We start from the raw sequence: 15,683 nt of genomic DNA on the forward strand, positions 1-15,683 counted from the left end.
TCTATCCTTGCTCATTGCGACCAAAAAGATTCACCGACAATCAACCCACAAATCCTCTCAAGCGGATGACGGCTTACTTGGCGGCAAGCTTTCGTTCGAAGGTGCCGACGAGCTGGCCTTTCGCCAGGACATGACCTTCCATCGCTTTCAAAACCTCGTCTCGCTTTGCACCCGGTTCGACCCCGAGGGTGTCCGTGTCGAGTGCAAAAATTTGGAAGTGGTAGTGGTGAGGAGGATCACCGGCCGGTTGCCTTGGACCGGTATAGCCCAATGAGCCTCGGCTGTTTGCGCCCTGCTTCATGTTCTTAGGGTCCTGCAGGACCGGGGAGCCCGGAATTCCTTCACGCAATTTGGTGGTCGTAGACGGAAGGTCAAATGCAACCCAGTGCGTGAACGGCTTCGGTTTCGCAGCATCGGGGTCGTCGGCAATCAACACAAAGGATTTTGTTCCCGTTGGCGCTCCTTTCCACTCCAGTGAGGGCGACGCATCGTCTCCATCGGCTGAAAATTGCACCGGGATCGGACCGTCTTCTGGAAACGAGCCTTCTACAGTTATCGGATCAGAGGACTTGGCATCCGCGAGCTCGATCGCGATCTTTGAGAATGGCGTATCAGCAATCACATTCGGAATAGCAGTCGTTGCCGCACTGTCTTTGAAAGCGCCTGCGTATGTCACTTTATAGATAACGCCGTTGCTGTCATCTGCGACGAACAACGAGCCGTCGCTGCCCATGGCGATCCCCGTCAGCCGTCCGAGATAACCATATTTGCCGTTGTCTTGTTTCAGCAGAAAGCCTTCCAGAAACTTCTCGAAGGCGACAGGCTTTCCATTTTCGAAGTTGACGCGAACGACTTCGTAACCGCTGGGCGGTCGACGGTTCCACGATCCCCGCATGGCTATAAAGGCATCACCACGATAGTCGACCGGAAAGGCCTTTCCACTGTAAAACGCCATCTGCATCGGCGCGCTGTGAGGGGTATAGCCCAGCAATGGTTCTGCAGAATGTCTCGCCCATTGTTCGAGGGTGACACCCTCTGGTGGGTTGATGTGCGGGTTGATCCCGCTCATTCCGTAGACGTACGGCCAACCGTACTTCTTGCCCTGTTCTATGTGGTTCAACTCTTCGATCTGTACCTGGTCGCCGAGCCAATCAATCCCGTGGTCCACACCGTACAGGGCGCCCTTCGATGGCTCCCAGGCAAACCCGATCGTATTTCGCAGGCCCGACGCGAAGATCGAACGGGTTTTGCCGTCTTTGCTGGCGCGCAGGATCGTCGCGTTCTCTGGATTGTCTTCCTGACACTCGTTGCATGTGCTGCCGACAGAAATGTAGAGCATTCCGTCTGGCCCGACGTTGATCGTTCGGTTGGCGTGCTGTCCAGCATCCGGCAGATCGTTGATGATCCTTGTCAGTGTTCCGAAGGTTCCATCGGGGTTGATGGTCGCGCTGTAGACGTCGTGAATGGTCGCCAGATACACGGTCTCGCCCGCGATAGCGATCCCATGCATGTTGGGGCGACTCGCCACAGTCTTCACCACGTCGGCGCGTCCATCGCCATTGGTGTCCTTGATCATGATCACGTCGCCCACGCTTCGACGCGTCGCATAGAGCGTCCCGTCAGCGGCGACCGCAAGCATCCTCGGATTGATAAGGTCACGAGCATAGACCTGCACATTAAAACCCTGCGGCACCTTCAAAAGGTCCGAAAGCTTTTCATTGTCAGTGACAGCGAGCTTCTCAGGCTCGAGGATTGATCCCTCGATCGTCACATCTGATGCCACGCCGACATCGCCTTTAATTTGGGCCTGCACCATGGGCGCCGAGCCGAGCGCTGCCAGCGAGATTGAAACATACAGTCCAGATTTTTCGAAAGCCATTTCCCCCCCAATCCCGGCGTGACGACACTGCCGATCTACGGCGGGAACCTCGTTTGAACGGGAAAGTTCCATTTTATCGACAGGTGTGTCGTTGATTACAAGGAATCCCGCAAAAGCCTGCTGCCCAGTCGGCCAAATTTTACGATGCTCCTCAATTCAGAAGCTCAAACCACTCCCGAAGTGCAGCAGCGGCGGCTGAACTAGCAGACAATATTCTACCAGTCCTCGCGAACCAGGATATAAAGCGTCGAACTCTGCGACTACGCGAATGCGCATGTCATGTGGAGACGCCCGGAAGGTGCGAGCATCGAATGATGGACACGGCGAGAGTGCGGACATTTGGCTCACTTCCGCTTCGTCATGGCAGGTTCACCGCTCACTTCGATCCAAACAGGCGCGTAGTAGCTTGTTGCTCCCAGGCGCGAAAGACCTTGTCGGCACTTCCAGCGGTAATCGACCAAAATGGGCGACGCTGTGACGCGGGTCGTTGGATAGCCGCCGGGCTCGCGATGTTTTCGATGTTGAAGCGAATGGAGTTCGACGGGAAGGCCATGCTGTTCGGACCAGCGACCGATTCCACGTCGCCCTTCCTCCGCTGGAGGCCAAGGCATCATTCATACCCTCGCCGTCCAATGTCATAGCGGTCACAGCGCTATGACCTTAGAGATCAAGATCGGTGGCGGATGCGCCCTCCCCATCCTCCACGGCACCTTCCGCCGGCGTACCTATCGCGTCCGCTGCCGCACTTCGTTTGAGCGTCCCTCCACGGGGCGCTCGCTTCGTTTCTCTCTTTCTGACCTTGTCGACAGCATCCCGCAGCCCCTTTGCGGCGTCGGAGGCGAATTGAGCGCGTCGCACGTCCGCACCCTCAATGGTCCTGCTGTCGTCCGTAGCCGAATGTTTTTGTTCACCCATAGCCTCTTCCCCTCAGCGTTGTTGATTGGCTTACCTGCATAGTCAACCAAGGTGGCTGCGATCAGTTCCGACGTGCGCGTTTTAACTTTGCTTTGAGCCATGTTACTCAGGCTGACCGCTGTTCTTGCGGCCTGCGGAGCCGCGCTCGACGAAAGATCGTCTAGAGGCCAACAACTTCATCGGCTGAGTTCCATTAGATGTAACATAGATGCGAACTGACGGAGGGTGAGATGTCCTTGATGCATTCCATTGACGATGTTGTAGCTTCGGAAACCTTGCGGAAGTGAATCGCCGTCATTCGTCGCCTACCTCGTCACATAGCCATAGATTCGGTGCATTGGTCCGAGAGCGGAGATAGACGGGTGCCTGTTCAGCCATTGCGGAGAAATCGCCTCGTGGACGGCGGCATTTTTCGCGGAACTTGTGGATTGCTAGACGTTGTCCGGAACCGGCGGCATGTCTCCGCGTTTCTTGGGCATCGGAGGACATCATGCAGCACGACGATTATAACTGGATCAGCGTTCGGGCCCACGAAATCTGGCAATCGGAAGGTTGTCCAGGTGGTCGAGATCGCGAGCACTGGACACAGGCGGTCGCCGAATGGAAAGGACGCGAGCATTCTTCGGAAGCACCCAGCAATACATTGCGGGATCACGTTAATCGGGTGCTTGTTGTAGACGACGAACCACTGATACGCTTCGCTGCGGTCGAGGCGTTGGAAGATGCCGGATTTGAGGTCCTCGAAGCCGGCAATGCCGACGAGGCTCTAGTCCTTTTGCAACAAAATGATGTTGATGCGGTTTTCACAGACGTCAATATGCCCGGCACCACAGACGGGCTAGGGCTGATGGCACATGTCCGCGCGCGGTCGCCACAGACTCGCGTGATCGTCACGTCGGGACATGTCCGGCTTGGGGCCTTCGACCTTTCAAGCGGTGTGTCCTTCATCCCCAAGCCTTATAGACACGACGTGATCGTCGGAATGCTTAAAGCGCCTGGGAATTAGAAGCTACTCGGGGTTGCCCGTGGATTGGCGCAGATCGAGTCTACCCGCGCTTGTTGGCGAACCGAGAACGCCGAGTTCAAGGCTTGGGCCTCAAAAAGCGAGCCCGCAACGAGATTTTGTTCTTCAGTCAGCGCTCGATGTCGATGGCGGTCGGATGTCTGTCGCTAGTCGGCCACCATGCTCGCCATTGAACTCATCGTTTGCGTCTTGATTGATTTGAGTGACTTTCGCCGTCTCCGTGTCGTTGCCGCGCCCCTTCTCTGCGGCGCGATCCCAATGCTCAAGGTCGCGACCCTCCGGTCGGCCCTCATCTTCCCAAATCTTGTATGCTCGTTCGCGCTGTTGCTGCTCAAGGTCTTCCATTCCAATCCTCCTTCAGTTGGAAAGTTGGAACGTCGCTTGAGGTTGCATGTTCCATCACACAGACTAGTGCGCGACTACAATTTCTTTGCGAGGAAAATTGATCGTGGTGGCCTCGACGACATCGACCGCAATCTCATGCCGCGACGGCCCCCTACATCAGCGGGTTTCTGCGCGTGTCGTCTAGTCGAGGGCCAACTCTGAACCGATGCTCCAACGTAGCTCGTCAAGACGGAAGGAGGAGGTCGGCTGCACCGTGAACGTCAGCGACTTCAGAGTATGGGAGCCAGTCAGGATTCCCCTTCTCATTCCGCCTATTCACCCAGATGGCTCGGAAACCAAGCTCATGGCGGGCTTTCATATCCCAATACATCCCCATGGCAACATGCACAGTCTCGTCTGCATTCACGCCAATATTGCGATAGGCATGCTCAAAGAACTTCCGCGAGGGCTTGTAAGCCTGCGCTTGTTCCGCGGTGATGACGTAATCGAACGGAACACCGATGCCTTCGACCGTCGGCGCGATCAGGTCGTCATCGGAATTCGTGAAGATCGCCAACTTGTAGCGTTCACGAAGCCGCCCTAGCGCGTCTGGAACGTCGGGATGCGGCCCCATCGTCTTAGGCGAGTTCGCGATCCGCTCAAGATCATCATCGTGTAACTGCAAACCATGCATTCGGAACGCCGCACGAAAGCCGGAGCGCAGAATGTCCTGGTACAGCCTGTGAGGCTTTTCGGCCGTCGCTCGTCTTGCTTCCTTTGAAAAAGCTTCAAGGATCTGTCTGGCGTCCAAATCTTTTCGATCGCCAGATGCAGCCCTACCCACCTCGCGCAAGAGCACTTCGTACCACTGCACAAGAGTGCCGTAGCAATCGAATGTGATGATCTTAGGAGTAGGGTTGATATTGAATGGCGGTTCCGGTGCGTAGCTCGGTTCCGGCGGAACTCTCTCAAGGGAAAGGTTCTTCACGGCCCGGTTTGCGGCCGCTTCGACTGAATCGAACGACCGTTTCTTCGCGGGCCAGTCGCTTGGCCGCTCGCCGTCCGAGCCGCCAGTCATGACTCGGCCGAGGTAACGTGCCCAGCAAGTTCGTCTTTGCTGATGAAGATGTCCGTAGCTCCCGCCTCGTGATCTGGGTGCGAAACTAGGATTTCGATATCTTCTGGAAGCTCGAGCGCTTGTTCAGCGCTCATCAGGCCGACAGGAATCGGATCACCGTCCGATGTGACAGCTACTTCGACGATTTTGGTCAGCTTATCCAAGTCTATCTCCTCCGGTTGCAACAAATCTTATATCAATCTACTATCAGCGGAGCGCCGTCTCGTCCCCCACCGTCGGACCGTGGCAAATCCGCCGTTGCCCGCCATACGGCTGGTAGGTGTTGTCCTCAGCCCTATAGGACCGGTACCGCGATGCACACCAGGTTGCCACGCGCTCTGTCACCGGCTTCGACTGTGCGACCTGATCTTCGGAATATAGCGAGACAGATGAGCTGGTTTCAAACGGGGACGAACATCTTCTGACCTCGCCGCTGAACGCTCGGTAAGAGTTTGTCGCTGGATGGAACGAATGGTATCGGCTAGCGCACCAATTAAAATGTTCGGTCGGCAAGGGCCGCTCGTTGGCCGCAGGAGACAGCGAGGTCGCAACATTCTGCTCTGCTGCTAACGGGCTACCGGTGGTTCGTAGAGGTGACGAGGCGTATCTCGATAGAACCGCAGGCATCCGCTCGAACGTTTGTGCGGCCCGATCGATCTTAACCGGCGTCGACGTCCAAAGGTCAGACGCTCCCGTTGTCATCGACGACGAACCCTCGGATCCTTGGAAAACTGAAGTAACGGACGCGACTCCAAGCGATGCCCCAACAGCGCAAGCCAGTCCGAAAGCGAGAGAGGCGATTGCCTTCATGACGTTCCCCAGATGCCAAACCATTCTTGCAGGGCAAACGCAGTAGACCTCAAACCGTTCAATCGTACGGCAAAAATTGTCGCTATCCAGCCGATGTGGTTAGAGCACAGGCTCGCGAAAGCGCTGCGCCGACAAAGGCCTTTCACTTGATGACGACTGCGTGCGGCTGGTTATAGCTGCGTTACAACTTAGAAAAGATGGTGACGATCCATGAGACCAATCGATCCTTCGCTGATCTGTGTTTCTGTCCAATAGATCCAGAGCCCCGCAGAGCTGGTCGTGTCGGCAAGGCCCGACCCTCCATTAAGGCCGGACCATCCAATTGCTGCCAAGATGAGGCTGGAAGCACGGCGGCGGTCGATTTAATTCATCGGATGGCACCGGTTACCGGAGCTAGCAAGCCGATTTCCGGCCGTGCAGCTAAAAACATTTCAGCCAGTCGTTGAACTCCCGGCCTTGTATACCAGGCAGGCGTTCAGTTTAGAACCGGTAGCCGACCTGAATGCCGGCGCGTGTCATGCCGCTGTTGGGGCCGTCGCACAGATTGGCGTGCGAGGAGTGGGCGATCTGTGCCATGACATTCCAGTGCGCGTCGAAGCGATAGCCCGCACCGACATATTCATGAAACAGAAAGCGACAGCCGAGTTCCGGGCCATCATCCGCATAGCCAAGATTGCCATTATGCCAGACGCCGCCAAAACCGGCTTCGGCAAAGACCTTCTCGCTGAAATTGACGGTCCACGATAGACCGCCGAAAATCTGCGTCGCTTCGCCCGAGGTGCCGATCGACGTGCCAAGGTTGATGCGCGGGCGCGCCAGCGTTTGCTTCCAGTCAGTTGCCGCATCCTGGCCGAACGGATCGAAGAACACCGTTACTTCAGGAAACACGCCGTCTTCGCGGCTATGGCCGCCCTGTACCGACGCAGAAGCGCCAAAGCGCAATTCGTCGAAGATCTTGTCATCCGCATGGGCTGTTAGAGGCATAATAAAAATGGTTGCCACGCTTGCCACCATCAATGCCGCGCGACCGATCGATGCCGTCATATAGTATACCCCTAGCCCTGGCGCGAATCGCCGAGAGAATTGGTAGCATCCAGATCGATTTGGTAAAGCGCCGAGACGGTGCCGAGGAGAGATAATCTGAGGTGCTGCCATTCTGCAACATTTTCAAACGTCGAATGCCCCACAAGGCTACGGGAAATAATCTCGGTGATGCCCGGAAATTCTCTGCACAGCATGCGGCGTGGTTGCATGGAAGAGAGCATCCGGTGGTCGTATAGTATCCTGCAGCAGGCGCCCGACCGTTATCCCGACTCCCACCGGTGAGGCCAATACATGCCGACGTGGCACGCGCGCCTTCAGATTGGACCGCGCAGCCGCGGAGGAGCTGTGGTAGATTATCTTGACGATCTCCGGGATGACGTCGCCGGGCTCAAGAGCACTTGCGTACTGCTTGCACGAAGCTGTCCCAGCAGCTCGCTTCGAATCCTTCGGACGACGTAAAAGCATGTCCAGTCCCATGTCTCCGGGACCCGCAGACTTGTTCACGTCGAAATAGTCTCCGGCTTCCTTGAAATACCAGAGATACTCGTGCGTGAAGTCCTCCGAGTCGCTTGGGGATAGGACGCGGAGCAGACTGACAGGGGGGATCGAGATCCCGACCGAGGCTTGCGCTGCCGTGAACACTTTTCCCCGAGGCTTCAGGTTCGATTTTGGTGAGCAAGTTCGTATCGAGTCCACAACATGCCTTCGGCAGAGGTGTTGGATAGCGAACTTCCTTAGAACACAACTGTCCACATATGGGGGGATACATAATTCCCGCTTCCGACGCCCGAGAGCAAGGTCGCCCAAAGTTGCACGGAACACGCCCGATCTGACGGCGCTGCGTTGCGCGGCCGGTACGCTCTCCAATCTGGAAAGACCGTCGACTTCTTCTAGGCCGTCATCCGCACTTCGTCTCGGCTAGTCATCTCCCCGACCAAAGCGGCGATGACATCCAACCCATAAGGCTTGGGGACGAACACAGAATCGCCGGGAAGCTCCTCGGGCCTAAGGCGATGTCCGCCCGATGCGATGATCACCGCCACGTTCATGTGCGTCGTTGAAATCATCCTGGCAAGATCGAGACCGCTCAGGCCGCCCGGCATGTCAACGTCCGTGACCACGGCGTCGATTTCTCGCTGCCCGAGGATGGCGACTGCCTCAAGGACGTTTGCCGCTTCGAGGACGTCGTATCCTTCGTCGGCGAGAGTGTCGGCAAGCATCATCCGGATCAGGATTTCGTCTTCGACAATGAGAACTGTACGCTGGTACATGGCAGTCTCCGCTCCGTGGTTACGAGATGAACTCGCTTGCCAAGATTTAGATTGCCCTCGGCCAATAGTATTTGCGAACATATTTAATAAAATGCGAACAATCCGCGACAGCCGGAGGCTTGCTGACGGTCAAAGCTGGGTCTGCTGCTCGGCTTGGAGACGGGCGGCCCGTAGACGACTGGTCTTCGCCTCGCGGAGGCGGCGCTCCTCCGGGAGGGCGTCGCGTGCGAGCTGGTACGTTCGGTCGCGGTTTTTAGTCCCTTCCTGCGCCGTGAGGGAATTCCGGCTGCCTTGCCGAATTTTCGATCATGACGCTTCCTGTATATTCCGGGAGGAAAACAAGCGACGTGGCGAAAGGTCTCCGTGCGCCACCGGACCGAAGCGCACATCAGACGTCGCAGCGCCGCTAGTTCCTGTTAGCCGCTGCCCAATCGTTCGCGGGTTCCTCGACCGCTTCGGCATCATCGACTGGCACGTCGTCTGCCGGGTCGGGATCGCGATCAAGCGCGAGGCGAAAATTTCCGACTTCCTCTTTGATCGCGTCGAACACGTCGTCTTGCCTTGCCTCGCCCCGGCGACGACGAACGTATCAACGAATTCCTCCAGCCTGTCGCGCAGACGCGCTCTCCATTCCTCAGTCATGACGTCCTCCTTTTTCTCTTTTTGACGGATTCGTCGCTCAATTCGATCCATACGGGCGCGTGGTCGCTCGTGTGGCCCCATCCACGGACATGCCTGTCCACCTCGGCCTTCGACAAACTGGAGGCCGCCTGCGGGCTCAGCAAAAAGTGGTCGATCCGCAGCCCGGCGTCGCGTGCGTAGGCATTCCGGAAGTAATCCCAGAAACGTTGTACGTGGCGATCTTCACCCCTGCCCCTCTTCGAGATCGCGCTGCTCCTCAATCGCGGACAGCCGGGCGTTCGCCGCGCCCAGGACCGACGTCAGGAACTCGACGCGCGTCCATCCCAAGAGGTGCGCTTCCTCGACCAGAGCTGGATCGCGTAGTCGACTGTTTGCTGGAGTTCGACCTTTCGCTCTGTGTTGTCGGAGGGTCAATCATCGCAGTGTCCGGAGCATCATCGTCGTCGGCGATAACCCTAGGAGGTGGCGATCGTTCCTCGTAAGGACGGAGTTTGGAAAGCAGAATTCGAAAACGTCGAGACCGTATGGATGACCGGGTCTCTCATCATTCTGCTATCGATCGTAATTCATGGAGCGGGGTAATGTCGGTGATGCGCTGGATAGATCGACGTCGCGAACTAGATCCATTGAAGCCCAACGCGATTTCGAGCTAGCACAGGAAGCGAAGCCATGCCGCATATCCGGACGGAAGACCTAGATATCGAATTCTTCGAGACGGGAGCGCAGCACGGGAAACCCGTCCTCCTACTGCATGGCTGGCCGGACGACGCCACGACCTGGAACGCGGTCGCCGAGCGACTGAAGGATCGCCACATGAGGTTCGTGACTCCATATCTGCGCGGGTTCGGGCCGACCACCTTCCGCAACGGCAGAACGCCAAGAACGGCGAACGGTGGCATCCTTGCGATGGATGCGATTGCACTGATGGACGGGCTCGGCATCGAACGGTTCTCGGTGGTCGGCCACGACTGGGGATCGCATATCGCCGAATGTCTGGCGATCGGATGGCCCGACCGCGTCGAGCGCATTGCCCAGCTTTCGTCGATGCCGCGGATGGGCGGCCTTCGGACGCCACCTTTCCGTCAGTCTCAACTCTACTGGTACCAGTGGTTCATGGCGACGAAGCGCGGGGCCGAAGCAATCGCGAAAGATCCGAAGGGGTTCGCCCGCATCCAGTGGGAGAACTGGGCGCCCGACGGTTGGTTCGACGAAGCCACATTCGAGGAAGTCTCCAAGTCATTCGAGAACCGGGACTGGGTGGCCATCAGTCTGCACAGCTATCGGGTTCGCTGGGGGGAAGCGGAACCTGATCCGCGGAGCCTTTGGCTTGAGAGCACTGTGAAGGAAACCAAGTCTTTGTCACTTCCAGCGATGTTTATCCAGGGAAAGGCAGATGGTGTTACGCCGGAGACGATGTCGGAAAACGTCCATGAGAAGTTCACGGGGGCGTTTGAGCGCGTACTGTTGCAGAACGTCGGACACTTTCCGCAGCGGGAGGACCCGGAGGCGGTTGCGCGAGAATTGGCGGTCTTTCTCGAAGGCTAGCGCCAGCCGGTCGCGGGCTTTTTCCTTGGCGCGCTTGAAGGAGCTTACAATTGTTCCGATAGACAGAAGGTTCAGCGCGCCATGAATGCTCGGATCGCTACTGCGAGAGCTTCGGGGTTCTCCTCAGCGACGTGATGACCACTATCGATGCCGAACCCGCTAACGTCCTTTGCCCAATCGAGCCAGATTGCCACTGGGTCGCCATAGATCCTCTCGAGATCGTCCTGTGTCGACCACAGGCAGAGCATTGGACATTTCACTCTCTTGCCTGCTTCCCGGTCTGCCCGGTCATGTTCGTGATCGATGCGGATGCCCGCGCGATAGTCCTCTATCATCCCGTGGACAGCGTCAGGGTTGTGGATCACTTCCAGCAGGTCTTCGTAAGCGGCGGCGCCCATGAGATCAGGCGACAGCGAAGAATACCACGCGGTCGGGTCGGCAAGGATTGCACGCTCCGGCTTCTCGGGCTGGGCGAAGAAGAACCAGTGATACCAGTCCCTGGCGAACTTCCAGTCCGCGCGTTCTAGGTGTTCAAGAACCGGCAGCCCGTCCACGGTGATCAACCGCCTGATCTTGTCAGGATGATCCATGGCCATTCGGAAAGCCGTCAAGCTGCCGCGGTCGTGGCCGACCACGTCGAACTCGCGATGTCCCAGCCGTTCCATCAACTCCACGAGTACCGCTGCCTTCGAACGCTTCGACGAATGTCTGCTGTCGGGACTATCGGCTGGAATGTAAGAGCGTCCGAAGCCTGGAAGGTCCGGGCAGACGACAGTATGAGACGTTGAAAGAAGGTCGGCCACCCTCCCCCACGTCATGTGCGTGCGCGGGTGCCCATGCAAAAGCAGCACGGGCCTGCCCTCGCCTCCATGGCGAACCCTCAACCGACCGGTTTTGACGGCGATCTCAAAGAGAGTGAATCCATCGAACACGAAAAGCTACTTGTTTTCCGAGGCGAGCTCGCCCGGCTTGAAACTGCCAGGCGTCGACTGCGGAATGGCGTCGGACGCCGAGCTGTCAGCATCCTTCTCGGCTGTTGACGGGGGTGCGACGCCGCCCGCATGGTCGGAAGACCAAGTCTTCGGCAGATCGCCCGTCTCCCCACGAACCTCCGCCTCGGCTTCCGCCCAGTGACGCTCGTGATGCCCCTCCGGGCGTCCCTCGGCCTCCCATTTCTCATAGGCTTTCTGCCTTATTTGTTCGTCCATTGCAGTGCTCCTCTGCTCGCGTGGCTAAACCTGTCTCCTCGGGCGATGCGGACAACGCTCCTGCAGCACCCCCAGCACGGTTTCGGCCGAAAATGGCTCCGAGATGAATTTTGCGTTTTCCGGCAGGTCGCCGGGCGCTGGGACCGCCGCTATCGATGCGACTACCACACAGATGTCGGGCCATCGCCGGGCCACGTTTCGCGCCAGTTCGAAGCCGTCGGTCGTGCCGGGAGTCTGAACATCGGTGAAGAGAAGCTGCACGGAGCTGTGCTCCTGCAGAAAGTCGTAGGCGTGTTCGGCGGTCGTCGCTTCGACAATGGCGTATCCAACGTTGGAAATGATGTCGCTGGTGTTCATCAGAATGAACGGCTCGTCGTCGACAACGACTGCTATCGGTCTGCGTAGGTTCGCAAAAGTTTCTTTATCCATCATCCGGCATGAACCAATACGAAAGGACAAAGTTCCCCGAAGTGATCCCTGCTAAAAAAAGAACAAGGTCGCGAGCTCCTTTGAGCGATCCATATGACGACAACGTCAATTCCAAACCGATACCCAGTCTGCTATCGTCAAGTTCCGACTTCTCGAAAGGCGATTTGATGAGCGAGATTGAGGGCACGGTCCTGTTGCTCGAAGACGAGCCTTTCATCGCGCTCGACCTTGAGGAAATGCTGGGAGAGCTGGGTGCGCCGAACGTGGTCACGCTCGCGACTTGCCAGGCGGCTCTCGACTGGCTTTACCACAACAATCCGGTCTTTGCAGTGATCGATCCTCGACTCAAGGACGGCTACTGCAGTCCGGTCGCACGGCACCTGTCGGCAAAAGGCGTCCCGTTCATCGTGCATTCGGGCGACCCCGAGGGCGCCGGCTTGGAAGACGACGCGTTCGACAATGGTGTCTGGCTCCCCAAGCCATCGCCGCCGAACGATCTGCAAGCCGCCATTTCGAGGATTGTCCAGACCTTTTAGCGCCGTGCCGGCGGAACGAAGATCGTCAGTGGTTCTGCGGCACCACAACCAAAATGAAGGAGATTGCCGTGATCGATCATTCGAAAATCAAGGAACACGCCAAAGTCATTGCCGATCTCGGGATGGATTTTGCGGTCGTCGAACGGGTGAAGGGCCTTTCCCACTGCTAGCGTCGGATTTTCACCGACGTTCGCCGACCGTCGGGCAATTTCCTCGAAGCGCCTGAAGATGTCACTCATTTACTAGATTAGCCCGACTGCGACGTTGGGTTTGCCGATGCTCATAGGACCGCGATCGTTAGGCGATCACTGCGAAAAGACGCTCTTCCAAAGCGTACTGGGCGACAAGGTGCGTGCTCAGTCGGATCCTGAGCGGCCTGTTGAAGGACTTAACGCCCATCGTCCGCACGAGTTAGCCGCCGCTCTCTCGACTTCGCCGCCGTCCTCGCGCCTCGCAACTCTTCGATCATCGGCTGCCACCAGCCGCGACGCCGCTCGTAGTCGCCTGGTTCCCGGCGCGCCGGCCACGTATGAACAAGTTCCTCCAAGGTCGCGGCGCGCCATCCTGCCCAGACGTGCTCGTCGTCGGCGTCCGGGTGATGCTCGGAGACCTCGGCCGGGTCGACGAGTTCCCCGGTGATTTCGGTGATGACGACGATCCCATATGCCGTGGTGTTGACCGGCCGATCCAAAGGCGGGAGATCCGCGCTCGGGACGGGCAGCCTACGTTCGGACGTCCGGCGCTTTGCTTTCGCTTCCTCTTCGGTGCCCCTCCGGGCCTCGGCCCGCTTTCGTCGCTCTTCAGGTTCAGCTCTCTTCGCGGCCTCCTCGATCGCTTCCCATCGATGCTGAAGGTCGTCGTACGAGGCGTAGGGAACCTCCCAGACTTTGTCGTCGCCGTTCCAGCGGGCGAAGGGTATCTGCCGCAGTTCGTCGACGACCGTCCGCGAGAACGGCGTCTTGATGCGGAAGCCGGTCGGTATGACTTCGAGATACGGCGAAGGGATGGGTTCGAACTCGTAGGCGTCGCGGCCCCTCTCCTCTTCGTACGGCGTCCTGCGATCGGCTTCGGACGCCAGCCATCTGTCAATGCGACGCCGGGCCGTACTGCCGGGGACCGTCCATGCCTGAAGTGCGTCGCTCCATCGAGCGTTCGGAAAGGTCTCACGGAAGCGGGCGACGGTCATCCTGTCGAAGTCGAAGGAAACGGTTTCGTGCTGCGGCTTGTCGTCGGTCTCGGGCTGAGGCGTCGCGGTCATGGGTTCCTTACAGAGGGGCGCCCGTCACGGGATTGACGATCGGCGGCTCGCTCTTGTCCTTTCTGCCGGCGGGCTGCACCGAGCTCGGCGCCATGGATTCTTCGTCGGCCGGCTCGGGATTGGAAGGGGTCGGATGAACGTCGACGGGGCGGCGCTGTTCCGGGGTCGCATTCGTATCGTTCGTGCCCATGGCTCTGTCTACTCAGGTTGCCAGTCTTACAACGCGCCGAACGGGGGTATCGTTCTTCTTCGCCGCTGGCCGGGGGAAACTTTCTCGACGACCGGACGTTATCCGGTCGGAAGGAGCCTCCATGCCCACATCCCAGACGCGCCCGAATGCCAAAAACGACTTCATGTCAGATGCCGACGTCCTTGAGGCAGCCGGCGATCTGGTCGATGCCTTCCTGAAGACGATCCGAGAGCAGGCTCTGGGAAGCGACATCCTCGACACGGATTGTCTGCCAAATAGCAAGACCCGCATCGAAAACGGATTTCGTTTGGCGATCGTCACCGAACCACGCGAACACGTTCGCCGCCGTCTCGTTGCCGCCGGGAGGGTTCTTGCTCAATTCCAAGCCGACGTCGGTTCGAGAATTTCGCTAAGGCCAGCCGCAGATGGCGGTGGGCACGGCCTGTTCGGCGCTCTGTCCTCTCGTCGTCTCGAGCAGCTTTTGGCGTCGATGGAGATGGATCAAATCCGACTTAGCGCGATGTTTGAGCACGCCGACGAGGTCGCCAGGCGTCGTTTCGGAGTTTCAGTTCCGCCGGGCTTCCGGGATGACGGAACGTATACTTGGCATGGCCACGCGCGACCGCACTGATCGGAAGCGGAGGCCGAGTATTTTTCTGGAACAACGCTCGGAGTTATCACGTTCAGCTTTCTTCTCCCAAAAGAATGCAAGACCGAAAACAAGCATTATCAAGCAGTTCAAGTCATTTATCGCGCGCGGCAACGTCATGGACCTTGCCGTCGGCGTTATGATCGGCAGAGCGTTCGGCGGCATCGTGAAGTCCCTGACGGACGATGTCATTATGCCCGTGGTGGAGCGCTCTTTGGCGGCTTCGACTTCTCGAACTACTTCATCCCCCCCTCCTCCGCAGGAAATGCACAGACGCTGGCAGCGGCCCGCGCACAGGGCGCGGTGTTCGCGTACGGCAACTTTGTCACCATGCTCATCAACTTCCTCATCCTCGCCTGGATCATCTTTCTGATGGTGAAAGGCGTAAACTTCCTGCGGCACCAGGTCGAGCACCACGAGAAGACGGGCGTGACCCCGTCTGCCCCACCTTCGGCCGACGTCCGGCTGTTGACGGAGATCCGCGACTTGCTCGCCCAAAAGGACGAGATCCCTGCCCCCCGCTTCGCCAAAGCTGTAATCGTCAGCGGCCCTAACCCTCGACTCAGCGCTCAGAAGGCCTGCTGGGCGAAAAGACGAAAGGGATAGTCAATGGCAAACCGTGAAACCAATGCTCATCAGCCCGCTGAGCGCTATTTGGCGCTCGGAGGAAAGCGGCTGTCAAATATCGACGACAATATTGTAAGCACCCGGAAATGGGATGACGAGCCGGTCGAGGCGTCACGTTTCTGGGATGAGCACATCGCCGCGCTTCCCGAGGATCGGCGGATCGAGGTCGAGACGCATTTGCCGTCAATGAACGACGAGTGAACCTCACGCACGCC

Annotated in this window: 19 protein-coding genes and 3 pseudogenes; 5 read left to right on the forward strand and 17 right to left on the reverse strand. The window is 58.2% G+C overall.

The window, feature by feature from the left end; all coding sequences use genetic code 11:
- Positions 1 to 73: 73 nt before the first annotated feature.
- On the reverse strand, positions 74 to 1,879 hold the full coding sequence (locus tag QTL95_RS17285; protein ID WP_289721163.1) for a YbhB/YbcL family Raf kinase inhibitor-like protein: 1,806 nt from the start codon (positions 1,877 to 1,879) through the stop codon (positions 74 to 76).
- A gap of 1,405 nt (positions 1,880 to 3,284) precedes the next feature.
- Here QTL95_RS17285 and QTL95_RS17290 point away from each other — a divergent pair.
- Positions 3,285 to 3,800 carry a response regulator gene (locus tag QTL95_RS17290; RefSeq protein ID WP_289721164.1) on the forward strand — a complete coding sequence of 172 codons (516 nt, stop codon included), beginning with the start codon at positions 3,285 to 3,287 and terminating at the stop codon, positions 3,798 to 3,800.
- A 123-nt stretch (positions 3,801 to 3,923) separates the two neighbouring features.
- Here QTL95_RS17290 and QTL95_RS17295 read toward each other — a convergent pair whose 3' ends face one another.
- The 9 genes and pseudogenes from QTL95_RS17295 to QTL95_RS17330 form a co-directional block, all read right to left on the reverse strand.
- Entirely contained in the window at positions 3,924 to 4,163 is a 240-nt protein-coding gene (locus QTL95_RS17295) for a DUF2934 domain-containing protein (protein WP_289721165.1), read from the reverse strand.
- Positions 4,164 to 4,386: 223 nt separating this feature from the next.
- Positions 4,387 to 5,220 (reverse strand): haloacid dehalogenase type II, encoded by an 834-nt coding sequence (locus QTL95_RS17300; protein ID WP_289721166.1) that lies wholly within the window; start codon positions 5,218 to 5,220, stop codon positions 4,387 to 4,389.
- Entirely contained in the window at positions 5,217 to 5,423 is a 207-nt protein-coding gene (locus QTL95_RS17305) for a hypothetical protein (protein ID WP_289721167.1), read from the reverse strand. Before QTL95_RS17305 ends, QTL95_RS17300 begins: the two co-directional genes overlap by 4 nt.
- Before the next feature lie 43 nt (positions 5,424 to 5,466).
- The gene (locus QTL95_RS28930; protein ID WP_442981306.1) at positions 5,467 to 6,093 is read right to left on the reverse strand and encodes a BA14K family protein; all 627 of its coding nucleotides are present in this window, start codon (positions 6,091 to 6,093) and stop codon (positions 5,467 to 5,469) included.
- Between the two features lie 456 nt (positions 6,094 to 6,549).
- On the reverse strand, positions 6,550 to 7,113 hold the full coding sequence (locus tag QTL95_RS17310) for an acyloxyacyl hydrolase (protein ID WP_442981307.1): 564 nt from the start codon (positions 7,111 to 7,113) through the stop codon (positions 6,550 to 6,552).
- 11 nt (positions 7,114 to 7,124) lie between these two features.
- Entirely contained in the window at positions 7,125 to 7,322 is a 198-nt protein-coding gene (locus QTL95_RS17315) for a hypothetical protein (RefSeq protein WP_289721168.1), read from the reverse strand.
- A 681-nt stretch (positions 7,323 to 8,003) separates the two neighbouring features.
- The gene (locus QTL95_RS17320) at positions 8,004 to 8,384 is read right to left on the reverse strand and encodes a response regulator (protein WP_289721169.1); all 381 of its coding nucleotides are present in this window, start codon (positions 8,382 to 8,384) and stop codon (positions 8,004 to 8,006) included.
- Between the two features lie 406 nt (positions 8,385 to 8,790).
- Positions 8,791 to 9,026: pseudogene (locus QTL95_RS17325) on the reverse strand (hypothetical protein).
- A pseudogene (locus QTL95_RS17330) lies at positions 9,023 to 9,238 on the reverse strand (exodeoxyribonuclease III); the annotation flags it as partial. The pseudogenes QTL95_RS17325 and QTL95_RS17330, both read right to left, overlap by 4 nt.
- 457 nt (positions 9,239 to 9,695) lie before the next feature.
- Here QTL95_RS17330 and QTL95_RS17335 point away from each other — a divergent pair.
- Positions 9,696 to 10,571 carry an alpha/beta fold hydrolase gene (locus QTL95_RS17335; RefSeq protein WP_289721170.1) on the forward strand — a complete coding sequence of 292 codons (876 nt, stop codon included), beginning with the start codon at positions 9,696 to 9,698 and terminating at the stop codon, positions 10,569 to 10,571.
- A 71-nt stretch (positions 10,572 to 10,642) separates the two neighbouring features.
- Here the strand turns inward: QTL95_RS17335 and QTL95_RS17340 are convergent, their stop codons facing one another.
- The 3 genes from QTL95_RS17340 to QTL95_RS17350 are packed head-to-tail and all read right to left on the reverse strand — an operon-like array spanning position 10,643 to position 12,211.
- On the reverse strand, positions 10,643 to 11,503 hold the full coding sequence (locus QTL95_RS17340) for an alpha/beta fold hydrolase (protein WP_289721171.1): 861 nt from the start codon (positions 11,501 to 11,503) through the stop codon (positions 10,643 to 10,645).
- Between the two features lie 6 nt (positions 11,504 to 11,509).
- Positions 11,510 to 11,779 (reverse strand): DUF2934 domain-containing protein, encoded by a 270-nt coding sequence (locus QTL95_RS17345; RefSeq protein WP_289721172.1) that lies wholly within the window; start codon positions 11,777 to 11,779, stop codon positions 11,510 to 11,512.
- Between the two features lie 24 nt (positions 11,780 to 11,803).
- Positions 11,804 to 12,211: a response regulator gene (locus tag QTL95_RS17350; protein WP_336622288.1), complete on the reverse strand. Its 408-nt coding sequence runs from the start codon at positions 12,209 to 12,211 to the stop codon at positions 11,804 to 11,806.
- Between the two features lie 164 nt (positions 12,212 to 12,375).
- Here QTL95_RS17350 and QTL95_RS17355 point away from each other — a divergent pair, with 164 nt between their 5' ends.
- Complete coding sequence (locus QTL95_RS17355) at positions 12,376 to 12,744, forward strand: response regulator (RefSeq protein ID WP_289721173.1); 369 nt, start codon at positions 12,376 to 12,378, stop codon at positions 12,742 to 12,744.
- On the opposite strand, the gene QTL95_RS17360 is transcribed toward QTL95_RS17355, so the two are convergent.
- The 4 genes from QTL95_RS17360 to QTL95_RS17375 form a co-directional block, all read right to left on the reverse strand.
- On the reverse strand, positions 12,741 to 12,983 hold the full coding sequence (locus tag QTL95_RS17360; RefSeq protein WP_289721174.1) for a hypothetical protein: 243 nt from the start codon (positions 12,981 to 12,983) through the stop codon (positions 12,741 to 12,743). The two genes, QTL95_RS17355 and QTL95_RS17360, sit on opposite strands and share 4 nt — an antisense overlap.
- Before the next feature lie 149 nt (positions 12,984 to 13,132).
- Positions 13,133 to 14,002, reverse strand: coding sequence for a hypothetical protein (locus tag QTL95_RS17365; protein ID WP_289721175.1), 870 nt, complete (start codon positions 14,000 to 14,002; stop codon positions 13,133 to 13,135).
- A 7-nt stretch (positions 14,003 to 14,009) separates the two neighbouring features.
- Positions 14,010 to 14,192, reverse strand: a complete 183-nt coding sequence (locus QTL95_RS17370) for a hypothetical protein (RefSeq protein ID WP_289721176.1) — start codon at positions 14,190 to 14,192, stop codon at positions 14,010 to 14,012.
- A 166-nt stretch (positions 14,193 to 14,358) separates the two neighbouring features.
- Positions 14,359 to 14,571, reverse strand: a complete 213-nt coding sequence (locus QTL95_RS17375) for a hypothetical protein (RefSeq protein WP_289721177.1) — start codon at positions 14,569 to 14,571, stop codon at positions 14,359 to 14,361.
- Positions 14,572 to 14,959: 388 nt separating this feature from the next.
- Here QTL95_RS17375 and mscL point away from each other — a divergent pair.
- Positions 14,960 to 15,351 (forward strand): annotated as a pseudogene (gene mscL / locus QTL95_RS17380) (large conductance mechanosensitive channel protein MscL); the annotation flags it as partial.
- Positions 15,352 to 15,450: 99 nt separating this feature from the next.
- A complete protein-coding gene (locus QTL95_RS17385; RefSeq protein ID WP_289721178.1) occupies positions 15,451 to 15,669 on the forward strand; it encodes a hypothetical protein in 219 nt (72 codons plus the stop codon).
- The last annotated feature ends 14 nt before the right edge of the window (positions 15,670 to 15,683 follow it).

The organism is Rhizobium sp. S152 (genome assembly GCF_030380735.1).
GTDB lineage: Bacteria > Pseudomonadota > Alphaproteobacteria > Rhizobiales > Rhizobiaceae > Rhizobium.